Origin of the sequence: Jilunia laotingensis, from assembly GCF_014385165.1 — a bacterium.
Taxonomy (GTDB): Bacteria; Bacteroidota; Bacteroidia; order Bacteroidales; family Bacteroidaceae; genus Bacteroides; species Bacteroides laotingensis.
In genome coordinates this window covers 847076-870547 of the sequence record NZ_JACRTF010000001.1, presented here as the reverse complement: position 1 = coordinate 870547, position 23472 = coordinate 847076, and the positions used below count along the sequence as shown (strand labels likewise).

Below are 23472 nucleotides of genomic sequence, written 5' to 3'. Positions count from 1 at the left end.
TATGTGGCAAAAACCATGGGGATATAAGGAGGGGTTCGTCCTGTGTGGCGGACTCTTTCTGATTGGTATACTCTGGCAGATAACTTTGGGAAAGTGTACGCTTTCCTTCCTTGTCTGGCCGGTGAATGTCTGGGTGGGAACAGCCTATGTGCTTCTGCTGCTGTCACTTTATGTTTTCTTCCGGAAGTACTATCTGATACGTTGGATGAGTAGCTATCAGGCTGCCATCCCGGCAATGATTTCGTTGGTAATGATGACGGTGGTGATGGGGCTTATCCGGCAGATACGTCCGGAAGCCTCCGTTACCGGAGTCGAAAGCTGGCTGGGATTTTCACAAATGCTTTCTGCCTGTTCATTCGTGTTGCTCTTTTTATGGTTTATCACTTTGCTTGGGATGGTCATCCTGAGACGTATGCATCACTTTGCTTGGAAACGTGATATTCCTTTCCTGCTCAATCATCTGGGACTATTCCTTGCATTGGCAGGGGCGGTATTGGGAAGTGCCGATATGCAAAGGCTTGAAATGACGGCACAGACCGGTAAAGCGGAATGGCGGGCTTTCAACCGGCAAAAAGAGATGCAGGAGCTTCCGCTGGCGGTGGAACTACACGATTTCAGCATCGACGAGTATCCGCCTAAACTGATGCTGATTGACAATGAATCGGGGAAAGCACTTCCGGCAGGTCAACCGGCAAACCTGTTGGTTGAAGAGGACTTCCGGCAAGGAAGCCTGGTGGATTGGGAGATCGAAGTGACGGAAAAATTACCGATGGCTGCCAGCGTGGCAACGGAGGATACGCTGAAATTTGTGGATTTTCATTCCATAGGTGCGGCTTATGCCGTTTATGTGAAAGCTAAAAACACGGAGAGTGGCGAGCAACGCGAGGGGTGGGTGAGCTGCGGGAGTTTCATGTTTCCTTATAAAGCACTCCGGCTCAATCAGAAGATGAGCCTGATCATGCCCGAACGAGAGCCAAGACGTTTTGCTTCCGATGTGACCGTTTATACTCAGTCGGGCGCTCTGGAAAAAGCAACGATTGAAGTGAATCGTCCGTTTGAGATAGACGGATGGAAAATTTACCAGTTGAGTTATGACGAGTCCAAAGGGCGGTGGAGTGATATCAGCGTGTTTGAACTGGTGCGTGATCCGTGGTTGCCTGTGGTGTATGCAGGCATCTGGATGATGATAGTAGGTGCTGTCTGCATGTTTGCACTGTCTCATACAAGAAAGGAGGAAAAGGCATGAGTTGGGATTATTTCTGGATTTTTGCTGCCGTATCCCTTTGTTTGTGGGGAATCGGAGCCGTTGCCGCATGGAAAGGTAGTAACCGGGGCTGGGTGCTGGGAGCTACGTTGGCGGGACTGCTGGTCTTTTTTGCCTTTATTCTGGGAATGTGGATTTCGTTGGAGCGTCCACCGATGCGTACGATGGGAGAGACCCGTTTGTGGTACTCCTTCTTCCTGCCGTTAGCGGGTATTATCACGTATGTCCGTTGGCAATACAAATGGATACTTAGCTTTAGCTTCCTATTGTCACTGGTATTTATCTGCATCAATCTGTTTAAACCTGAAATTCATAACAAGACATTGATGCCCGCTTTGCAAAGCCCGTGGTTTGCACCGCACGTCATTGTGTACATGTTTGCTTACGCTATGCTGGGAGCTGCAGCGGTAATGGCCGTTTATCTGCTTTGGATCAAGAAGAAGCCTGCTGCTGAACGGGAAATGGAGCTTTGTGATAATCTGGTATATGTAGGACTTTCTTTTATGACCTTGGGAATGCTTTTCGGTGCATTATGGGCAAAGGAAGCGTGGGGGCATTATTGGAGTTGGGACCCTAAAGAAACTTGGGCAGCGGCTACGTGGATCGGATATCTCTGTTATATACATTTCAGGCTCCATCAGCCCAGAAGTCACCGGAAAGCACTGGCGGGGTTGCTGATTTGTTTTCTTCTACTCCAGATGTGCTGGTATGGCATCAACTATCTGCCTTCGGCACAAGGAACAAGTGTTCATACTTACAATTTAAACTGATACTTTATGAAACTTACAACAGTTATTTTAACAGGATTAGTATTCTGCTCGGCTGCCACTCTTAGTGCGCAGGAGAAAAAGAATGAGTTTGCCATCGATGCACAGTTGAGGACTCGTGCCGAGTATCGCAACGGTGCGCTTCTGCCCCGGTTGGAAGGGGAGTTGCCCGCTTTCTTTATAAACAACCGTGCGCGTTTTGCACTGGGGTATAAGCGGGAGCGTTTACAGATGAAGCTGGCTGCACAGCATGTCGGTGTGTGGGGACAAGACCCGCAGATCGATAAAAACGGTCGCTTTATTCTCCATGAGGCTTGGGCAAGGCTGGACTTGGGGAAGGGAACGTTTGCCCAGTTGGGTCGCCAGCCGTTGGTCTATGATGACGAACGCCTGTTGGGTAGCCTTGACTGGAACGTTGCAGGACGTTTTCACGATGCTTTGAAACTGGGATATGAGAATAAGCTGCACCGGGTACATCTCGTTTTGGCTTTTAACCAGAACAATGAAGGTACGAAGGGTACTTTCTACGACATAATGAACGCACAGCCTTATAAAGCAATGCAAACGGCTTGGTACAACGGGAAATGGGCAAGTAACTTCGATGCTTCCCTGCTCTTTATGAATGTAGGTTATGAGACGGGAACCAAAGATAAAGGGGAAACGAAGTATATGCAGACTGCGGGTACGTACCTGACTTATACGCCCGGACGTTGGACTTTGAACGGAAGTGCGTACTATCAGTTCGGTAAACGGAAAGTGGATAAAGAGGTGAAGAAAGTTTCCGCTTATATGTTCGGTGTGAAAGCCGCTTATAAAATCAATGACCAATGGGCGGTGAGCGTGCTGACTGACTATCTGAGCGGTGATCCGACCAGCGACAAGGTTACGACTTTCGATCCGCTTTATGGTACTCATCATAAGTTTTATGGCGGCATGGATTACTTCTACGCATCGGCATATAACAAAGGATTGTGGGACAAGCAACTGAGCGTTGATTTTAAACCGGATTCCCGTTGGGCACTTTCGTTGAATTATCATCATTTCTCGACTACTTATGATGTAGAAGCTTCTTTTGGTGACGAAGGTCGTAGCCTCGGTTCGGAAATTGATTTTCAGGTGGATTATGTCGTAATGAAGGATGTGAAGCTGACATTGGGTTACTCCACTATGCTTGGAACAAAGTACATGGATGTAGTGAAGGGAGGTGATCATAGTTCCTGGCAGGACTGGGGATGGATCTCATTGAATATCAATCCACGTATTTTATTTACCAAATGGTAGTACATACCGGAAAAAATTAGTTATTTTTGCCACAGAACTAAAGGAAAAACACTGTGGTACAGATTGACTTTTCGGATGATTATAAACATATTTTGTTGCAGATACCTCTTTTTCGGGATCTGGATGCAAATGTAAAGAAACGTCTTCTGGACGAATTGCAGATTACATTGTATGAAGTGCCCCGCAAAGAGGTGGTGCTGCAACAGGATACACGTTGTAATCATTTATATATTCTTCTGAAAGGAGAACTGGAAGTTGACATCATCGACGTAGCCGGCAATCTGGTCAAGGTGGAAGAGATTCTTGCACCGCGTGCTTTTGCCACTCCCCATCTTTTTGGTGAGAACAATACGCTTCCCGCTACTTTTACCACCAGCAAAGATTCTGTTCTGCTGATGGCTACCCGCAATTCTGTTTTTAGCCTGATCAGTTCCGTACCGGAATTGCTTCATCGCTTTTTGTGTGTCACCGGGAATTGCAATAAATGTACCGTCACCCGTTTGCGTATCCTCTCCTACAAGAATCTTCGTAGCCGGTTTGTGTACTATCTGATGGAGCATAGGACTTCTCCCAATGTGGTAATACTGGAACACAATCAGGTTCAGTTGGCTGAATATCTTGGAGTGACTAGACCAGCTTTGTCGAAAGAGATTAATAAAATGATCAAGGAAGGACTTATCACAATTGATAAACGGGAAGCGAAACTACTGGATACGAAGGCATTGAAGGAGTATGTTTAGTTTTTTGTGGATGGAAGCGACTCAAATAAAAATCCATTAAGATTAAAGGCTGGCAGTTGAGAAACTGTTTTGATTTTTATCTGAAAAGGAATATCCCTAAATAAGCATCGAATAAAAATCAAAACAGTATCTGAATGGAACATTTCAGAGATAACAGTATATAAATGACGCGGACTAATGCGGTGCTTGATTTACAACCGTATTAGTCCGCGTTTTTTCGCGTAATCCGTATCTGAAAGAAAGGATCAGACAGTCATCAGGTAACTGTTATTTCTTTTTCTTTTTAAGATCGTTCGAGAACGAATACGGATAATCTGTCTCCTCCGTACTACGGTTCTTATTGGGCTGATTGCTCAGATTGAATCTGATAGAAGCACCCTTCACTAAATCATCGTGTGTCAGATACCGTTTGGTGTAATCTTTTCCATTCACCGTCATATCTGAGATGTAGCGATTCTCCTTGCTGTTTGCAGGTGCTTCAATGGTAATCGTATTCCCATTTGACAAGTTTACTTTCACCTTTTTGAAGTAAGGCGTACCCAAAATGTACTGATCCGTACCGGGACAAACCGGATAGAATCCTAAAGCGGAAAATACATACCATGCCGAAGTCTGACCGTTGTCTTCGTCACCGCAATATCCATCGGGAGCTGCGTTATAGAGCTTGTTCATCACTTCGCGAATCCAGTATTGCGACTTCCACGGTTCATTGCTCCAGTTGTACATGTAGATCATGTGTTGTATAGGCTGGTTTCCATGAGCGTAGTTACCCATATTCATGATCTGCATTTCACGGATTTCATGGATAGGGAATCCATAGTAGCTGTCATCGAAGTGGGGAGGAATATTAAAGATGGTATCCAGTTTTGCAGTGAACTCATTGCGTCCGTTCATCAGTTCGACAAGTCCCGCAGGATCGTGGAATACCGACCAAGAATAATGCAGACTGTTGCCTTCTGTGAATGCATCGCCCCATTTCAGCGGATTGAAGGGAGACTGGAAAGTACCGTCTTCATTCTTTCCTCTCATCCATCCTACTTCTTTATCGTACAGGTTCTTGTAGTTCATCGCTCTTTTCTTGTAGATGGCAATCTGCTTTTCGGGCTTTCCCAGTGCTTTGCCTAAGGTGTAAATACACCAGTCGTTGTAGGCATATTCCAGTGTTCTGGCTGCATTTTCTTTGATGTCGACATTGTAAGGAACATAGCCCAGTTTGTTGTAATATTCCCATCCCCAACGTCCGGTTGACCTTACTTCCGGATGACGGGCACTGGTTCCGTGGACGACTGCTTCCCAGAGCTTTTCAATATCGTGGTTGCGCACACCTTTGATCCATGCATCGGCAACAACAGAAGCAGAGTTGTTTCCAACCATGCAGTCCCGATGTCCCGGGCTTGCCCATTCCGGCAAAAAGCCACTTTCCAGATAAGTATTGACCAGACCTTCCTGCATCTTTTGGTTCATTTCCGGATACATCAGGTTCAACAATGGGAACAAGGAACGGAAAGTATCCCAAAATCCGGTATCGGTAAACAGATAGCCATCACAAACCTTTCCGTTGAACGGGCTGTAATGTACTCTTTTACCATCGGCTGTGATTTCTGAAAGATCGCGTGGGAACAATACTGACCGGTACAAGCATGAGTAGAAAGTACGTAGATGATCCGTGTTATTGTCCTCTATTTCTATCCGTCCCAGAACTTCATTCCAACGATTTTTCCCCTCTTGTTTGATTTGTTCAAAAGAACGGTTGGCTACTTCTTTCAAATTCACTTCCGCCTGCTCCAAAGAGATGAATGAAGACGCAACTTTGAGTTGGACTTGCTGTCCTCTGGATGTCTTGAATCCGACAAGCGCACCGGCATGGTTGGTTTTTGATTCCAAACGGCCTTCTTTTTGTTCATTGTCCGCTACGGTTGCAACATATTCAAATGGGGTGTCTGATTCGATTACAAACCAGTTTTTGAAATTGTCAGGCACACCCCCGTTATTCTTGGTGGTATATCCTACAATCCGGTTTTTCTCTGGTTCAATCTTCACGTATGAACCGTTGTCGAAAGCATCGACCACAAAGTAGGCTCTATCCATTTCGGGATAGGTGAGACGAAGGATTGCCGCACGTTCGGTGGGCGTGACTTCGGCCGTCACATCATGATCTGCCAGATAAACGCTGTAATAATAGGGGGTGGCAACTTCCGCTTTATGGGAAAACCAACTGGCACGTTTCTCTTCATCGAACACGGCACCTGTGGTAACGGGCATGATGGCAAACTGTCCGTAATCATTGATCCACGGACTGGGCTGATGGGTTTGTTTCAGTCCTCTTATCTTGTCTGCATCATATGTATATGCCCATCCGTTGCCCATCTTTCCTGTTTGTGGCGTCCAAAAGTTCATTCCCCATGGACGGGCGATGGCGGGGTAGGTGTTTCCGGTAGAAAGTTCGTGTTTCGACTGTGAGCCGACTAAGGTACTTACATAGTCGACCGGTGTTGTTGCTTCATACGCCCAAGCAGATAGAGCAAACAACATTCCTATTGCAGTTCCAAAAAAATGTTTCATATCGATTTTTCTATTGTTTTATTACTATAACTCTTACTTTTACCAGTTAAATTGAACGGATACTCCTTCCGGACTGTTTTCGAATTCAACAAGGTAAGTTTTACTTGCGGCATCCCAATCAGAGGCATTGAATGTCTCGTTTCCGTTGATTTTTACGCTTTTCGGGCATTTGGGAAGAAGCACTCTCGATACATTAGTCGTTTCTGCCGGACTTTTTGCTATGTATGAATAAGAATTTTTCTCTCTCTTCTCATCGTAGGCTCTACTTGCCGATGCCAATATTTGCGCTTTTTTCTTGTCTTTTACACGGTCGACATTCAGCATCAATGCTTGTTCTCCCGGATTAACCTGCTTCGATGTATATACCGGCAGTTTCGAATCGAACAGGTCGATGAGGCATCCTTTCAAAGTATAGGGTTCATTGCTTACGCTCTCTTCAAGAACGGCTGCCAAATCGTACACGCCTCTTTGGAGATAGAAATGGTTCTTGAATGCCAGTTTTCCGGCTTTTGCTTTTTGCTCATACATGCGGCTCACGGTATTGAGAAACTCTTTATCGCCTCCGGCATTTAAAATATATTCTTTCGGATCTGTACGGGCGATATAAACAGTACCTTTACCGTATGTATATTCTCCTTCTTCCGGTGAACTTGAAAGCCCCATTAATTCGAATAAGTGAGCCGAGGGTGTTGCATAATTATTACCATTGGTGTTCCACCACTCTCTGACAGTCTGGAAAGGATCTTTGTCGCTTCCACTAAAGATCAGTACACCTCCTTTTTTAACCCAGTCGGCAATGTGTGTATGGGCTTCCGGGTCCAAAGGTTTCATGTTGGCATAGGACATAAGCAGTACTTTCGTATCTGCCAATGCTTCTTTGTACCCAAGGTTTTCGATGTGAGCAGTCTTTACGGGTACGCCTCTCTTCAAGAGCGGTAATGCCTGTCCGTAGAAGTTGGCAAGTTGCGGATCTTCGTATCCTTTGTGTGTCGGGAATCTCTGGAACATCAATGAGTTGGACATCAATACGCTGATACCTGTATTTCCTGATACTTTGGTGTCCGAAAGCGGCATAGAATTCAGCGAATTAATCATCACTTGCATTTGTGTGGAATAAAAACGCGGTATCCGCGCCTTTGTTTCGCTGTTGGCACTTGTACGGTAGAGTCCTTCGTAGATTCTTTCCGGCCAAGGCATCACTTCATAGTTGGCAATGTTAGGATACAGCAATTGTGCGGTGAATGTAGCTTGGTAGTTTTTCTTATAATCGACCCAGTCTCTTGGCCAGTCCTCGATAGGGTCAGTCAGGAAGAACATTTTGCGACCTGTCGGGGCAGTCATTGATTCCATGGAGCCATATTCAAGGTAAGCTGTTTCGAAAACTCTCTCTTTGGCTTTTCCGTCGAAGTAGTTCGGTTCGCGGGAAGTTCCCGTCCAAACCTGTGCGATGTAACCGTCAATGCAAGGAAGTGAAGCAAGGCTTGCTTCGGGGCTGACGATGTTCCATTGCGAATAGTTTACCAGCGAGTGGGTGGGGACATAACATTTTACGTCCATTCCTTTGCTCTTACCATACTCTTTTGCATAGGTGAAAACCTCGTTCAGTGCATTATAGTACAGATGGTATTTGAGTTTGCTTGATAAGTAAGTGTTTTCAGGCGATTCATGTTGGGGACGCCAATCGAAGCCGTAGTATTTCTTCCATTCTTTCTTGAAAGATTCGCTATATCCTGCTCTTGCCCAAAACTCGGGCTCTTCCATGAAGATGGCATCGATTCCTGCATCGATCACCCTTTTTATATGTCTTTCTTTCATGTATTTCAGGAAATTCTCAGACGGTACGATGTAAGGAACCATATGGCCGTGCCATATGGTATCTCCTTTTTGTGTTACCTGTCCTTCATCGAGATGCCATTTCCCATCCCACTGTCCTGTGAAATAGTCCTGATATTCGCCCCATGCCATACCGGTCATAAAATGAATAGTATAACCTCTGTCTTTCCAGGATTTTACCCGGTCTTCGAACGACATTTTTTTAGATCTATCCGATGGATTGCCACCGACTCCATATACCATTACGGCATCTGCCCGGTTATCGATAGTCGGTCTCCATTCGCGTGAAGTCTGAAAGGTCGTTTTAACATTATCCGTTTTCTGGGCGATCGATGGGACACTTATTCCAAGTGCCAAAAGCCCTATAATAAGGTGTTTGCGTTTCATATCAATTAATGTTTTTACAATGTTACTAATTCTTTAAGAGGTACATGCCGGTAAGGCGAATAAAAAATCCGGGAGGGTGCAAGGCAAAAGTCTTTGTACACTAAAATCTATACACCCTCCCGGAAAAGAACGAAAATAAAAAGTTATTATTATGGAATCATTACTTCCATCGGTTCACTATAGTTCCATCTTCTGGTTCCTGTGGCTTCAGGAGTACCATAGTTGATACGTGCGGCTGCGCGTACAAATACTTTACGTCCCGAAGGAATGGTTCCGTTCGATTTGATGGTGACAGGTTCGCCCAGCAATGCATTGAAAGAATTTCCAGAGTATTCGATGCTGCTTGACCAGCGTTCGTCACGTGCCCTGTAACCTACGGTAGAAGAGTAGCTTACGAACAGCTGAATGTCTGTAATATTCTTATATTCGTCTTTGTAGTTACCCATCGGTTCGATCTTTTCACGGAATTCTTCTTCCGAAACTCCGCGTACGACACGTACTTTCGCTTTAATAACACCGTTGCTTACCATCGGGTCGCCTACGATTTCCACTTTGAGGAAAGGCTGAACTTCAAATTTTACTTTAGTGACCCCTTCGATGTTGACTGTCTGTGATTTATCTTCGAGAGGCACTCCTTCGCTGTTTTCTCTTACCAGTGGGATGAACGGGCCATCAACGCGTACATTATATTCACCTTTGAAGATTTTTGTATTCTGGAAAGTACCGTCTGGCATACAATAGAAGTCAGGATTATGAGTCACATTATCCCCCCAACTGAGTTCTGTCAGACGGACACGGATACCTTCACTTCCCTGATCGGTCAAGATCGGTTCACCGGTAGCTGCATCTACAACTTCGCCTTGCAATGTCTCACTGGGCTCCTCGTAGTTGTCTATTTTGAATATCTCACACGATGTTAATAACAGCAGTGTGCATAATAAGCTATACAATCTTATATTTTTCATATCTGTATATTCTTAATTTTAAATATAAATCTATTATCTGTTAGGCTGCTGATCGATCACCGAACTCTTTGAAACTTCTCCGGTAGGTATCTCGAAATAGTAGTCAATAATCGAGTAACTGAATGTTTTCAGACTGATCCATTGATAATGTACATCAAAGAAATACTTCTTTGCCTCTGTTGAGTAGAAAGGATAGATTCCACGGAAACGATAACGTTCATTGTTGCTATAAGCAGTCTTATCGCGGTTTTCACCCCAGAATCCGTCACGTCCTTCGTAGTGGTTTACTCTCCAACGACGTAAGTCCCATTTGGATTTATGCTCGAAGGCTAACTCTTTACGACGCTCTTTACGAACGATGTTTCTGCTGTCTATCGTACCTGTCAGCTTACCGGTAAGAAGCTCGGCACCGGCTCTTTCACGAACATCGTTTACAGCATTTGTTGCTACTTCAAGCATATCTGTTCCGTCAGGTGATGGTACGCCTGCCAATGAAAGTTCAACGGCAGCTTCGGCAGCTGAAAGTAATACTTCTGCATAGCGCATCAGGATGAAAGGCTGTGCCGAGTTACCTTCTTTTGCTGTAAACGAAGGATCGGAATTTAACCATTTACGTCCATAAAGACCTGTCAGACATCCTTCACCGTTGTCATAGAACGGACCGTTAGCACCGGCAGCAGTCATTTCACCTCCATCTACGGGAACCATTTCCTGATTGGAGCCTTCTCTCGGACTTAAATAAAGAGTTTTAGGCTTTCCTTTGTAAGCGTCCAAGTTCTGGTAACGGGTTTCCGCTGTGTTGTAAGAGTAATCATCGAAAAGTGGTCGGATAGGGGTAGAACCGGTATACACACCACCGCGGATTTCAATCTCTTTACCTTTGAATACATCTCCAGGGAATATTACGTAAGCTCTCAAGCGAGGTTCTGCATTCTTATAGTAATCGAGTGGAGAATCGTATAGCAGATAATCGCCTTCTGTGTTGGAGTTACCTGTAGTGACTTTCAAAGTACCGTCAGGATAATGTTCGAATCCATCGAAGAGTTCTACGAAGTCGGCCGTAGGACAAACTCCTGATGCGAGTGGCGATCTGAAAATGAACGGAGCGTTGTAAGCATCATAGGCGTGAGTACTGGTAGGATAAACATATTCTTTGACATAGATGTTCTCCGGACTGGTCAAGTCGGTGAACATATCCACCATGTTCTGGTATTGAGCATCTTTATCATTGGCAGCCCATTTCTTTTTGTACAATGAATAACCACCGTCTTTGATTACTTCCGAAGCAGCTTTATAGGCTTCTGTGAAATACTTCTTGGAAGCAGCTTCCCATCTGTCTTCGGCAAATCCCATGACGCGAACGCCTGTCTTCTTTCCTAAACCGGTCAAACGTCCTGTAACTGTTTCATTGTATTTTGCAACGCATCCAGCGTATAACATGGCTTGTGATTTGAAAGCCAATGCTACGTATTTATTAGAGTAACCGCTTTTAGGACTTTTAGGTTGCATCAGGGATGCAGCTTTGTCGTAGTCGGCAAGAATCTGATCCCATGTTTCCTCTTCACTGGAACGTGGAACCTCCAGCTTGTCTGATGAAGCGGGATATTCAATGACGCGTGTTACCAATGGAATACCACCGAAACGACGAGCCATAGCATAGAATACGGTAGCACGTACATAATAAGCTTCTCCCAAATAATGATTATAAGTAATCTCCGGGAATGAAGTGCCATACACAGGTAGGTTTTCAATCAGGTAGTTTGCATCACGAAGCAAAGTGAATGCTTTTCCCCAATATGGTTCATCTTCTCCTGTAAACGATTTGCATATACCGTCACGATTCAGCGCTTCACCGGAACCATCGATACCTGTTGCGGACAACCAACCGTCAAATTTGATACCCCATTGGCTTTGGTATTTGAAATCTTCAAAAGGCATATTACTATACATTCTCGCCATGTATATGTCCATACCCGATTCACTCGTAAGAAGGTTCTCGGATGTAACGATATTCTTTGGGGCAATATCCAAATCAACACATGAAGTGGCGAGGGTCATGCATAGTATAGCGGATATTATTTTATTTTTCATATTCGATAATTTTATGTTGATAATCATAAATTGTTTAGAAAGACAGGGATAATCCCAATGTATAGGTCTTGTTCAAAGGATACATACGTCCTAAATCATCATCAGGATGTTCCGGGTCTACAAACTTCACACCGGTAAAGGTTAACAGGTTATAAGCATTGGCATATACGCGCAGGCTAACGTTGGGCATTCTGCTGATACGTGGCAATGTATAACCGACTTCTATGCTCTTAAGACGCAGATAAGCGGTGCTTACGCGGTTAAATTCGGAGTTGCTTTTCGGATAACGTCCTGTGTATCCGTAATGACCCGATGTCCATGTGGTAGCAGGATCATAAGGATCTGCTGTCGGATCGTTCGGATGCCAGCGGTCGAGATATTGTTCAAGCGTACCTCCACCATTAGTACCCCAAATTGAGTACAAAGGTTCTTTATATTCCATAGAACCTAATGCCGAACCTTGGAGAAGCATATTGAAATCGAAGTTTTTGTATTCCAGCCCGATATTCAAACTATAGTTTAACCACGGAGTCTGGTCGAATGCAAACGGATGTTCATCTTGTCCGTTGATCTCACCGTCACCATTCCAGTCTTCATATTTATAATCGCCCGGGAGGATGTCTCTGTCTTTGTAGATGTTATATGACCAAATGTCTTCCCAACTGGTATAGCGTCCTGCCGATGTATAACCGAACTGAACTCCCTGATAACGATGTGTCAGGTTGTCATTGCGCCATCTGTCGTATGAGTTTGCCCAAGGACCTTTTTCCGAAGCGGTAAGGTATTTCTGACGGGTAACTGTAGCGATACCTTTCAAGCTGTAAGTAACGTCACCGATTCTGTTTCTGTGAGATAACTCAAGTTCAAGACCTATCTGACGGTCGCTATCCAAATTCTCACGGGGAGCAGTTGCACCTACTACTGTAGGAAGATCTCCTGTGCGGCGTGCAAAACGTCCGGTACGGTAGCGGTTGAAGTAGTCGAATGAAATGCCTAACATTCCGTCCCATGCCTCAAAGTCAACACCGACATCGAATGTTTTGGATTTGAACCAAGTAATGTTCTCATTGGGCAATGCCAGCGGAGTTGCACCATATATATACTCACTGCCAAAAATGTAGCCGGGAGAATATTGGTTATAATAACCGTTTTCTGCATTACCACTTGTAGAAGGATAAGTATATCCCATAGCCCAGTCATACTCCAAGCTGCCGTCATCACCCAAAACACCGTAACTTGCACGAAGTTTGAACTGATTGATGAAGCTCAATGCCTGGCATTCTTTGAAGAAGGATTCTTCTGAGATTCTCCAACCTGCTGATACGGAAGGGAAGAAGCCCCATCTGTGTCCTTTGGCAAACTTGGAAGATCCGTCATATCTGAACTGTGCTTCCAACAGGTAACGATCGTTATAGGCATAGTTGATACGTCCGATCAATGCTTCGTTGGCATGTTCGTAAAGGTCATTGTTGCCACTGTTCATACCGCCCACTTGGCCTTCATCCACACCGGCCAGCAGATAAGGCATAGAGAATGCCAGGTCGCGAGTAGCATAGAAGTTGTCACCTTGGCGTTTCTGGACTTCCCAACCGATCACGGCACCTACGTTGTGCGCACTGTTGAATGTACGGTTGTAGTTCAATGTGAATTGTCCCAATACCTGCGATTTATCGTAGAATTCACGGTGAAGGCGGCTAGGTGAGCTACTGTTGAACAGTTTTTGGTTGTAGGTCTGAGTATTTTCATCATAAGCATACTGATAATACTCTTTCCGGTAGCTTTCGTTGTTATCCATACGGTAGTCATAACTTACCATTGCTTTTGCAGTCAGACCTTTTAATACAGGTGTGTACTCACCGAAGTCTACCGAGATGGCTCCCGACGATTGGAAATATTTCTGGCGATACTTTTTGTAACCAGAGATATCAGAAGTCATCATGGCAATTGTATTCTGCTCCAGGTCAAGACCATCATAATTCAGCATGGTGTTTTCAGGATCGGCATAAGCCGGGAAAAGCACTCCTTGTTTCCAGTAGTTACGGATAATATCGACTGAACTTGAGTACGGAGTATTGCGTTCGTCTGAGATACCGTTGATATTAAGATCGAACTTAATACCTTTGGCAATGTTGGTGCTGATGTTCGACCGAAGGTTGAACTTGTCATAATTAAGGTCGCCAGAACGGAAGATACCTTCTTGATAGAAGTAGCCCATACTAATATAGTAGGTTGTTCTTTCGTTACCACCGGAGATACTGATGTCATGTTGTGTCTGGGGTGCATAATTGGAGAAAACCAAATCGTTCCAGTCGGTTGTACGACGGGTACCGTTGCGGAAAGCTTCAAAATCTGATTCTTTATAAATGATAGAACCTCCATTGATGTTGTTCATTGACTTCTCATTGTAGATAGTCATGGTCTGGTAAGGATCGGCCAAAGTAGGCATGTCCGACGGCTTTTGGAAGGTGTAAGAACCGTTGTAAGTGAATTTAGTCTTTCCAGCGCTACCTTTTTTGGTGGTTACCAATACAACACCGTTAGCGGCACGTACACCATAGATGGCTGCCGAAGCGTCTTTCAATACAGAAATGTCATCGATATCTGCAGCGTTCAAGCGTTGAAACTCTTCCACGCTACGAGGAATTCCGTCGATTACTACGAGCGGGCTACCCATACCACGAATATCGAAAGTGTTGTTGAAAGTACCCGGTTCCGAGCTTTTTTGCCATACGCGAAGACCGGCAATACGTCCTGTTAGCATGTTCTGCGGGTTCTCATTCTTGGTCTTAATCATATCCTGGCCTTTTACACCGGCTACGGCACCGGTGATTGAACCACGGCGTTGCGTTCCGTATCCTACGACTACTACCTCATCCAATGCTGTTGCGTCGGTCTGCATAGTCACATTGATAGTAGTGCGGCCATTGACTTTCTCTTCTACGGTTTTATATCCTATATAAGAGAAAACGATAACACTGTTATCCGGTGCGTTAATCGAATAATGACCCTCTAAGTCGGTAGTGGTTCCGATCGTTGTGTTTTTGACCATAACCGTACCTCCAATGACAGGCTCATTGTTTTCGTCCATTACTATTCCCGATACGAGAATAGATCTCTGTGCAAAGATCTCAGTAGGAATCAGCGCCAGAAGCAGTGCCATAATCATACATGAGAATCCATGTTGAAGCTTGCTAAAATTCTTCATAGTTCATTGTATTAAAATTAATTTTTCTTTAATTCATACCCTGCCAAGACAGCATACTCGGCGGCAAAAGCAAAGGTAAACATTCCTTCTACCTTATTATTGCTGTTCTCGCGACTCCAACCCACCAAGAGGTTAGTAGGGAGCATGTGTTTGTAAAGGTAGTTGCTGTAAGCATAGTCCAGATTTTTCTGGAAAGCATCGATGTAAGTGGCCGCTGTGGGATAGAACGGATGTACATCGACATAGCCACGCATCATTACACCGTTGAACCAGTTGTTGAAACCGCTTATGTCGAAGGTGTAATAGCCGGGTTTGGACGAACCGTATTTTGCAAAATATGCGAAACTCTTATCCGACAAAGTGCTTAAGTCGGTCAGATATGTCTTGTCATTGGTGACACGATACAAGTCGGCTGCTCCCGACAGCATGGTTCCGCTGTTATATGAAATGGGGGGACCGACACGGTCTCTGAGTTGGGTATTCTTGCGATACTTAACACCGTTCACTGTTTCATAGGCTACGTCGCAATTCGGAACACATCCACCCATCATATCATCGTAAACTCCTTCTGCGGTTAGCAGATGTTGCTTTTGATAATCATATACGGCCTTGGCCATATTCAGATAATAGTCACTCTTCTTTTCCGTTTTCTTTTGACGGCTGTTGTCGGTAGCAACATATCCGTAAGTGATCTCGTCGTTCTTACCTTTATACAATTCATGTAACCATACTAACGGGCTGATAAGCGGACCGTTGCTACATGAGTGCTTAGTGGTATAGCCGGGCCCCCAAGGGATTCCACCGTTTTGGTTGCCATTGGCATCGAGTGTGCAGTCCCATCCGTCAAGAACATATTCTGTCAGGTATTCGGCTTTGGTCAGGTATTTTGTATCACCGGTGAACTTGTAGGCTTCAAGGTATTCCCGGATCAGCCACATTTGATCATCGTATACATTCATGATGCCTTCAACCTCCGCAATACCTTTGTCGCGGCCTCTGTTGACACCATATACGGTCCATTCCTTTGTTTGAGTGAAAGATACGAGTGTGTAGGTCCCGGCATAGTAGTCGGTATTACTGTATAGTTTGGACAGTAACTCTTTGTAGCGTTCGAAGTGGGCATCGTATAATTCGTTGATGCCTTGCTCCTTTTGAACCTTGAGGGCATGAAGCACTGCATTGACTGCCTCGATCGAACTTGTGTACATCCATACGCTTCCTAACTCTTCGGAGCGGCTTCCTGTATAAGGATTGTAGTATCTCGACATGGCCATGCCTGCACCAGTAAAATAGCACTCTACGGCATTGTCTATGATTTCGATAGCGCGCTCGACATTCTGCTTGGATTGTTCTGCCGGAGTCGTAGGGGGATTGGTGTTTCCTTTATTGCCTTCTTCTTCGGAAGAGTTGCTGCACGAAATGAATAATAAGAGTGTACACGCTAATAGTGTTAATAACTTTTTCATCGTTTGATTTCTTTTTTTGTTTATCGGTCGCTTACTGTACTTCTGTTATTGGTGTACAGTAAGCGACTTCCGATATCGGGAATCTATTTTAGTTTATGCTGATCGTATGGATGACTAATTTATTCTCGTTGCCGTTGGCTTCTCCCTTGAATACACCGAGAGTCAACATGACATCTTCACCATTAAATTGAGACAAGTCGTATACGAATTTTGCATAGTCGTCCGGACTGCCTGCTCCACCTGATTCGTGGATAAACTTCCAGCAACCATCGGCAGCGGCTTCTGCGAAGTTGGCTTCATATGATTCAGGGCTGAGGTGAGTAACCGTACCGTTATCCTGAATAGCAGTCAACTTGAAGAAGGTTGCATTGGTTCCATCGAAGTTACGGGTGCGTAAAGTAAGCTTGTTATTACCTGCTGCAATCGAGAACTTAGCGTAGAAATAAGACTCAGGCTCAGTGGTGCTGACATTATCACCTCCGCGAGTTTTGATCAAATAACCTTCGGACGGGGTTATTTCAGGATCTTTGTTCACAGGCATGAACGACCATTCAGCTCCGATATGAGCTACATCGCGCCAAGCTCTGTAGATTTCCGAACGATTGTCCTTTCCTCCGCCAATCGGACTGATACCAGTAAAGGTCTTCTTGGTATGCGGCATGGTCGAACGAACCATTTCCTGCGTAAGTTTCCAGCCTTCAAGACCTGTTACTTCCGTGCCAGGGAGCCATCCCCAACCGGTGACTTCCTCTTTTGCGAATGCAATGCGGCGGAGTACTAACTGTTTCCAATAGTCACCAGTCTGCTGGCGGAAAGTACCGATGGCAATGATCACTTCTTTGCCGATGTAAGGGCTGAGGTCGACCGGAACGGATACATAATCTTCCGAATTGAGTGTGCGGACACCACCTATCAGCACTGCTTCCGGGTCTGTTTCGGAAAGATCGACTACCTGAACTCCGTAATAAGTAGGAGCATCGTCGGTCGCGTTGTGCGTACGGATTTGGAGAGTCATGATGTTGTTGTCGGCTGTGATTTCTTTGCTTCCGAAAACAAAAGAGTCGAACATTTCCATGTCGGCAGGATTGGATTTTTGTTCGTCATTGTTACGAATTTGAAGAGTAGTACCTTCGTTCTGCTCTTCCCAAGCTCCTCTGAAGTCGAGTGTACACATGTAGTCGCAAGACCAATCCCAGTGCGGGTAGCTTTCGGCATTACCACCACCACGGTATTCATTATAATACCATTTCTCGGCTGCTCTCAAGTCGTCGATCGTGAGGTCTCTCAAAATATCACGACCACCCATGCGAAGATCGATAGTAGCTATACCATCCACGAAACTGTCGATTGTAAGTTTCTTGGTGATCGTTGCGTATCCCTCTTTTTCGAAAGTGACGGTATAATCTGCCAAAGGAAGATTACCGATTTCGAACGTACCGTCCGCACCGGTCGTTGTCTTGACTGACGAACTGATGCTGACCGTTGCGCCTTCCAATGGTGCGCCACCAGCTTTGGCATCTGTGACCGTACCCCTGATCTTGGCTGCTGCGTATTCCATATCGGCATTGACCGTAGCTACCAGTTCGCTGTTGAACTTCCCGGCTACGATAGTCACGCTCACCGTTTGATAGTCTGCCTTGGCAAATGTAATGATATGAGTACTTACTGGGACATTTTCGAGTGTGTAGACACCTTGGGAATTGGTGGTAGCTGTTATCTCGGAATCTTTGACCGAAACGGTAACACCCTCGATGGGGGAAGATTGATCGTCTGTGACAACTCCTGTCACTTTTCCTCTTAATGCTGTTCCGTCGTCTTGATCATCATCCGAACAGGAACCAGCCATGAATGCCATACCGCTTAGTATGGCTGTAAGTCCGAAGACTTTCAACATTTTTTTTAGCTTCATGTTTTTAAATAGTGATTAAAATGGTTAATAAAATGTGAATTGTACGCTTTGTGTACTGAAATGATTGCTACACCATACTCGCAAACATTTTTTGCAAAAGTGGGGTAAGAGAGATTAATTAATAGGTTAATTTAGGGTTAATATCGAAAAAAAAGCATTAATCTGATAGAAATTAACCCGTTTAGAGGCGGGTTAAAAGTTACATTAATTAACATGCAGGGAGGCTTGTAGATTATTTATCGGTTTGGTGACTACGGTTCGGTTTAAAGCAACAGTGACTTGCTTCTAACCATGACGTTGCAAAGTTTAAATGGAAGCCTGTCAGACATCCCCATGTTTAACAGTGAAACACCCCCATGTCTGACAGTGAAACATGGGGGTGTCTAACTGCGAGACATGGGGGTGTCTGACATTAAAGAGTCAAGGGTAAGGCAATGGATGTCTACGGGAAAAGTAACGTTCCATTGCAAGGTAAGTTGTCGACCGCTAAAGGGAGCTGTTTTCAAGTTCGGATACTCCCCGGTTGCCAACGTTGAGGCGGAAGCTTATCGCCAATAGTTTCTGAAAGGGTGGGGATAATTTTCCCCGGTGGTCTTTTTGTATTCTGTGATGAACTTCTGATAGGTGGTGATGGCCTCATTCTCTCGTTTGAGTATGAATTGCGATTTGAGATTGTACGACAATGCCATCTCGTTCAGAGGGTCGATGTTGAACGCGGCCTCCGTGAGACTGACGGTTGTCTGATAGTTCCGGGCACTAAACGTTTCTTCGATTTGATGCTGGATCACGTTCTCGAGTTTATATTCCACATCTTGTTTGAAATAGTCGAATACCGGGTCGTCAAAGAATTGTATGAATTTTCCCCTGTGGATTATGTTCAGAAATTGCTGCCGGTATTTGTTGACCGTATTTGTAGAGATAATCTCCATGCATTTTAAATAATCGCAGTACATTTCACTGTTCGTCACGATTTTAAAGCATCCTTTTTCATACACTAACTCGATGCCGTCGAGTTCGTTCAGAATCTTCCGCAGATGGTTGATGGCTACTCCACGTGAGTTTTTCACTTTATCTTTCGACTTATCCGGCCATATCAGATCGCTCAACCGCTTGGATGATATACCCTCCGCGTCACTGTATTGCAGGATCAGACAGAACATTTGCTTGAGGCGTGCTGTAAACATATAAGTGATGTCTCGCTTATTCTTGCTGAAAACGGCAAAGTCACCGAATAAAAAGATGGAGTTAGGCTGAGCCGTTTCGCTTATCATTTCCGTTTTTGTTGTCGGCAAAATGGTTTGTGGTACACTCTCCTTATTTTCAGGCTTATGCTTGATTTTTACGATCACAGCCACGATGGTGGTAGCGACTGCCAAAGTAATGATCACAAGAATCCACATAGTAGGAATCCGAGACGAACCGGTGGGAATGCCGGCATATTCTTCAAGCGTTACCGGTGGAAAAGACAATGAATAAACCGTCAGGGACGATGATACGTCGTCCTTTGATTCCTGGACAGTAACGTAGAGCCTGCTCTGATGCTCGTTGTAATAGAGATGGGCGTTCGTGGTGATTTTATCGGACAGGATGGGAATGGAATCGCCAAGAATCTGGTAGCTGCCATCTTTTACTGAAAAACGGTATAATTTTAGAAAGGAGTTTGAAACGCTTTCCGGATAACGTAGAGTATAGAAACAGGAATCATTTAAAATCACCATTCCTCGGGCAGGCGCTGTATTTATCTCGTCATCGGAAATCTCCCAAAGCTTTTGGACCTGTTTATTTTCAATGTCCACTTTGTAGAAATCATAGAAATAACGTCGTCCAACGATCTGCTCACCCGATTCGTTTCCCATGCCTCCAAATACATAAATGCAATGGTTGTTTTTCAAATAGCCGATTGTAGAGAAATAGCGCGGGTAAATGACGTCGCCTGAAAGGGAGTCGAGTACTTCCCAACGCTTGTCCGTTGTATTGAGCGTGTAGAACTTGTTGCTGTAATACATGTTTCCGAATCCACCGAATATAGTATAAAGGTTCTGCTCCGGATCGTAATAAGAATCATGGTGATGCAATTGCATGCTAAGTTGTTGATAACTTTCTACATTCCAGGTTAAAGTGGTGAGGTCGAGACTCGCGATAGTAGGCCCGTCATCAGGGGGGTCATGATACACTTCATAGGCATATAGTTTGTCATGGGCATCATCAATAAAGCTGCGTGCTAGAGATAGTTTTACGGGGCATCTTTCGGCAAAAGCTCTGGCGGTGATCTCTTTGGATTTTGTGTTGTAGGTGAATATCGAATCCCGATTGAAATAATATATTTCATTATTGTTGATGTTATAATTGGCTCCCGCTTCTGTATTTGATGAAAAACATGCTTCTTTATGCCAATGGTACGCTTCGTTAATAAGCCATATCGGATTATCCACCTTTCCGCACAAACGTCCTTCTTGGTCATACACAAACTCACCTTTGGTTTCATTCAGTGCAAATACATAAGATTTGGTATTGCCGACTTTTAATTGATTGATGGCAATCGACGGAACATCGATGATATGGTCGCTTTTTCCAAAAACTATTTCCGGGCGGAACTCATCGGGAAGAGATACGCCTTCGCATGTCATTTTCTTATTATGTATTTCCAGAATGATTTCATCATTCTTTAAGTCGAAAGCGATTTTTACTTTGAACCAGTGGTCTTTTGTCATCTCATCCCGATTGACAGGCATGGATATTAAGACACTTTTCCCTTCTTGGTTCAAGCGGAAAAGAATATCATCACCACGCACATCGAAGAATAGATTGAATATTTTTGTGGGATCACCACTTTTGATACGAGTGATATAGCCAATTTCCACTGTGGGATATAAAGCCATATTGAATTCTATATCAAAGTAATCTTTGAAAACGGGTCGTTCGTGGACAAATACACTATATGAGGTTCTCTGAGCAATAGGATGGTCAGTGCTGTAAAACTTTAGTCCGTGCGCGGATATTTCCAAACTAATACAGAGACTTATTATAAAAATAATATATTTATAGAGATGCATAGCGACCTTTCACTTATGGATACTTTAATTTAAATACTGTGCTTTAAAAAATAATAAACACATTACTAAGTGTTATACTCGGACAAAACGTCTCAATATGCAGGCATCTTTCGTTTTTCTCTATGGAATGCCCATGAAAGCAAAAAAATAAAACTGTCTAATATCTTCATAATATCTTTATTTAATATAAGGTTTGTCTATCTTTACTGCCTCTGCTTCTCATTACAAGTTCCTATTAACAAAGCTATTCGAATCTAATGGGTTGAAACTGTCTATAACAGCAACTTTACATATCGTTATACTTTGTTATATTCTTATTAAATTAATGATTATGGCGTAATCATCACAAACTGATCCCTTCGATAGTATGCTGTTAATACCTTGAAGATAAGCAGTGTATCACCCATATGCCATTGCTGATTCTGAACTTAACAAATTAATACATTGCAAAAGTATATATTATTTTTCACTAAACAACGGTTTATGTCTATATTCTATGTAACAAAACCTTATTTTTGTTTATATGATACGTTTGGTAAAGACAAAGTTTTGGTCTGAAGGAATGATATTTGACCATTTGCTCTTTACGATAAAAAAGTTTACTGATTCCCAACATTGGTTTATTGAATATTCGCAGTTCCATTCTTTGTATTACTATATGTTGGCTTCTTTAAACAGTAGATTTTATTTAGCTATCAAATAATTAAGTACTGACAAGAACATTTGAATCAATAAGCATTAGTGTCACTAAAACAAAAAACGCATGTTTTCTTTATAAGCAGTCAAAATACTAATAAATATTATTTGTCTGATGAGATATTATTGTAACTTTGCTATCAGTGATTATTGCGATAGTAACAGATTGGCTTGTAAATAGATATCGGAAGTAGCGTTTGAATATTAATAGTCAGTTAATCAATAGAGTATGAATTTATATATTATTGTTTGTTTTCAACCATCTCAATATGGAGAATAATAATCATTCAAAACATATAATAGCATATGTGCTTGTATCTTTTACTTTGTTCTTACGAGTCAAAAGTATTGCTAGAATAGTCTAATAGAGCATATAATCCTAATTGATAACGTATTTTTGATAAAGATAATAATATAAATAGATGGGAAATTATAATGATTTGGCTTTGCATAAAAAAGTGCTTGAATATTGTAATCATTATCACTATTTAACCAGTGGGAAAGAAATTGAATATGATAATAAAAGTGGATATTGTGCAACGCATTGGCCTGCTTATTTGACTGTTGATTTGGAACGAGAGTATGATCTAAGACAAATCTCTTTTCAATTATGGGATTATGAGGATCCAAACAATAAATTGGCCGATAAAGCTAAATATGTTGATCAGATTTATGCTTATAGGTTGCTTCTTTCAAGTGATAAACGTAGCTGGCAAGTTATACATGATACTGCTGGGACATCTTCTAAATACCGAAAAGGCTGGCAAACATTTCTTTTTGACAATGCAATCAGGGTTCGTTATATTCGTGTACATGCTATACACAATATGAAGAATTCGGGATTTCATATTGTGAGATTACATGCTTTTGAAGAGATTAATCCCTTTTTTGATAAAGGGAATGTATTTATTTGTTTCGATCCATACGAGTTGGAATTGGGGGATGCATATCCTCTGTCAAACCAATTGCTGGATCTTTCAGGACGAATTCAAAATGCTATGCCTCGAACGGTAAGTACGATGCTAAAACAAAGATATACTCAGATTATTGATTATTTATTTGAGAAATCGAAAGAGTTAGATGCGGTTGATGGAAAGGTTGACGAGGTTAGAAAATTAATAGCTGAACCAATAAGTGAAAAATTTGAAGAAGAATTTAAGAAGAACAATCGTAGTGAAGTAGTTGGTTTAGTGATTTCGGTTGTTTCCCTTGTAATTTGGATTGTGATTATGATATTTAAATTATAGGAATGA

The 23472-nt window shown here is 43.3% G+C and carries 13 protein-coding genes; 5 read left to right on the top strand and 8 right to left on the bottom strand.

The genetic code is table 11. The features are described from left to right. Position 1 precedes the first annotated feature (1 nt). From H8744_RS03510 to H8744_RS03495, 4 genes are read left to right on the top strand one after another with little or no spacing between them, the layout of a single operon-like run. Entirely contained in the window at positions 2-1246 is a 1245-nt protein-coding gene (locus tag H8744_RS03510) for a cytochrome c biogenesis ResB family protein (protein ID WP_262433533.1), read from the top strand. Continuing rightward, complete coding sequence (locus H8744_RS03505) at positions 1243-2034, top strand: cytochrome c biogenesis protein (RefSeq protein WP_262433532.1); 792 nt, start codon at positions 1243-1245, stop codon at positions 2032-2034. The genes H8744_RS03510 and H8744_RS03505 overlap by 4 nt, the downstream gene beginning before the upstream one ends. Positions 2035-2040: 6 nt before the next feature. After that, positions 2041-3312 (top strand): alginate export family protein, encoded by a 1272-nt coding sequence (locus H8744_RS03500; RefSeq protein ID WP_262433531.1) that lies wholly within the window; start codon positions 2041-2043, stop codon positions 3310-3312. A gap of 53 nt (positions 3313-3365) precedes the next feature. Next, complete coding sequence (locus H8744_RS03495) at positions 3366-4052, top strand: Crp/Fnr family transcriptional regulator (RefSeq protein WP_262433530.1); 687 nt, start codon at positions 3366-3368, stop codon at positions 4050-4052. Between the two features lie 267 nt (positions 4053-4319). Here H8744_RS03495 and H8744_RS03490 read toward each other — a convergent pair whose 3' ends face one another. The 8 genes from H8744_RS03490 to H8744_RS03455 form a co-directional block, all read right to left on the bottom strand. Then, the gene (locus H8744_RS03490) at positions 4320-6584 is read right to left on the bottom strand and encodes a GH92 family glycosyl hydrolase (RefSeq protein WP_305067433.1); all 2265 of its coding nucleotides are present in this window, start codon (positions 6582-6584) and stop codon (positions 4320-4322) included. Between the two features lie 69 nt (positions 6585-6653). Then, on the bottom strand, positions 6654-8834 hold the full coding sequence (locus H8744_RS03485; RefSeq protein ID WP_262433528.1) for a hypothetical protein: 2181 nt from the start codon (positions 8832-8834) through the stop codon (positions 6654-6656). A 149-nt stretch (positions 8835-8983) separates the two neighbouring features. Then, positions 8984-9799: a DUF3823 domain-containing protein gene (locus H8744_RS03480; protein ID WP_262433527.1), complete on the bottom strand. Its 816-nt coding sequence runs from the start codon at positions 9797-9799 to the stop codon at positions 8984-8986. 33 nt (positions 9800-9832) lie between these two features. Then, positions 9833-11890 carry a RagB/SusD family nutrient uptake outer membrane protein gene (locus tag H8744_RS03475; RefSeq protein ID WP_262433526.1) on the bottom strand — a complete coding sequence of 686 codons (2058 nt, stop codon included), beginning with the start codon at positions 11888-11890 and terminating at the stop codon, positions 9833-9835. A 34-nt stretch (positions 11891-11924) separates the two neighbouring features. Continuing rightward, positions 11925-15095: a SusC/RagA family TonB-linked outer membrane protein gene (locus tag H8744_RS03470; RefSeq protein WP_262433525.1), complete on the bottom strand. Its 3171-nt coding sequence runs from the start codon at positions 15093-15095 to the stop codon at positions 11925-11927. Positions 15096-15112: 17 nt separating this feature from the next. Next, positions 15113-16561, bottom strand: coding sequence for a glycoside hydrolase family 76 protein (locus tag H8744_RS03465; protein ID WP_262433524.1), 1449 nt, complete (start codon positions 16559-16561; stop codon positions 15113-15115). 88 nt (positions 16562-16649) lie between these two features. Beyond that, positions 16650-18470 (bottom strand): carboxypeptidase-like regulatory domain-containing protein, encoded by a 1821-nt coding sequence (locus H8744_RS03460; protein ID WP_262433523.1) that lies wholly within the window; start codon positions 18468-18470, stop codon positions 16650-16652. A gap of 545 nt (positions 18471-19015) precedes the next feature. After that, a complete protein-coding gene (locus tag H8744_RS03455; protein WP_262433522.1) occupies positions 19016-21349 on the bottom strand; it encodes a Kelch repeat-containing protein in 2334 nt (777 codons plus the stop codon). A 1292-nt stretch (positions 21350-22641) separates the two neighbouring features. Here H8744_RS03455 and H8744_RS03450 point away from each other — a divergent pair. Next, complete coding sequence (locus H8744_RS03450) at positions 22642-23466, top strand: discoidin domain-containing protein (protein ID WP_262433521.1); 825 nt, start codon at positions 22642-22644, stop codon at positions 23464-23466. The last annotated feature ends 6 nt before the right edge of the window (positions 23467-23472 follow it).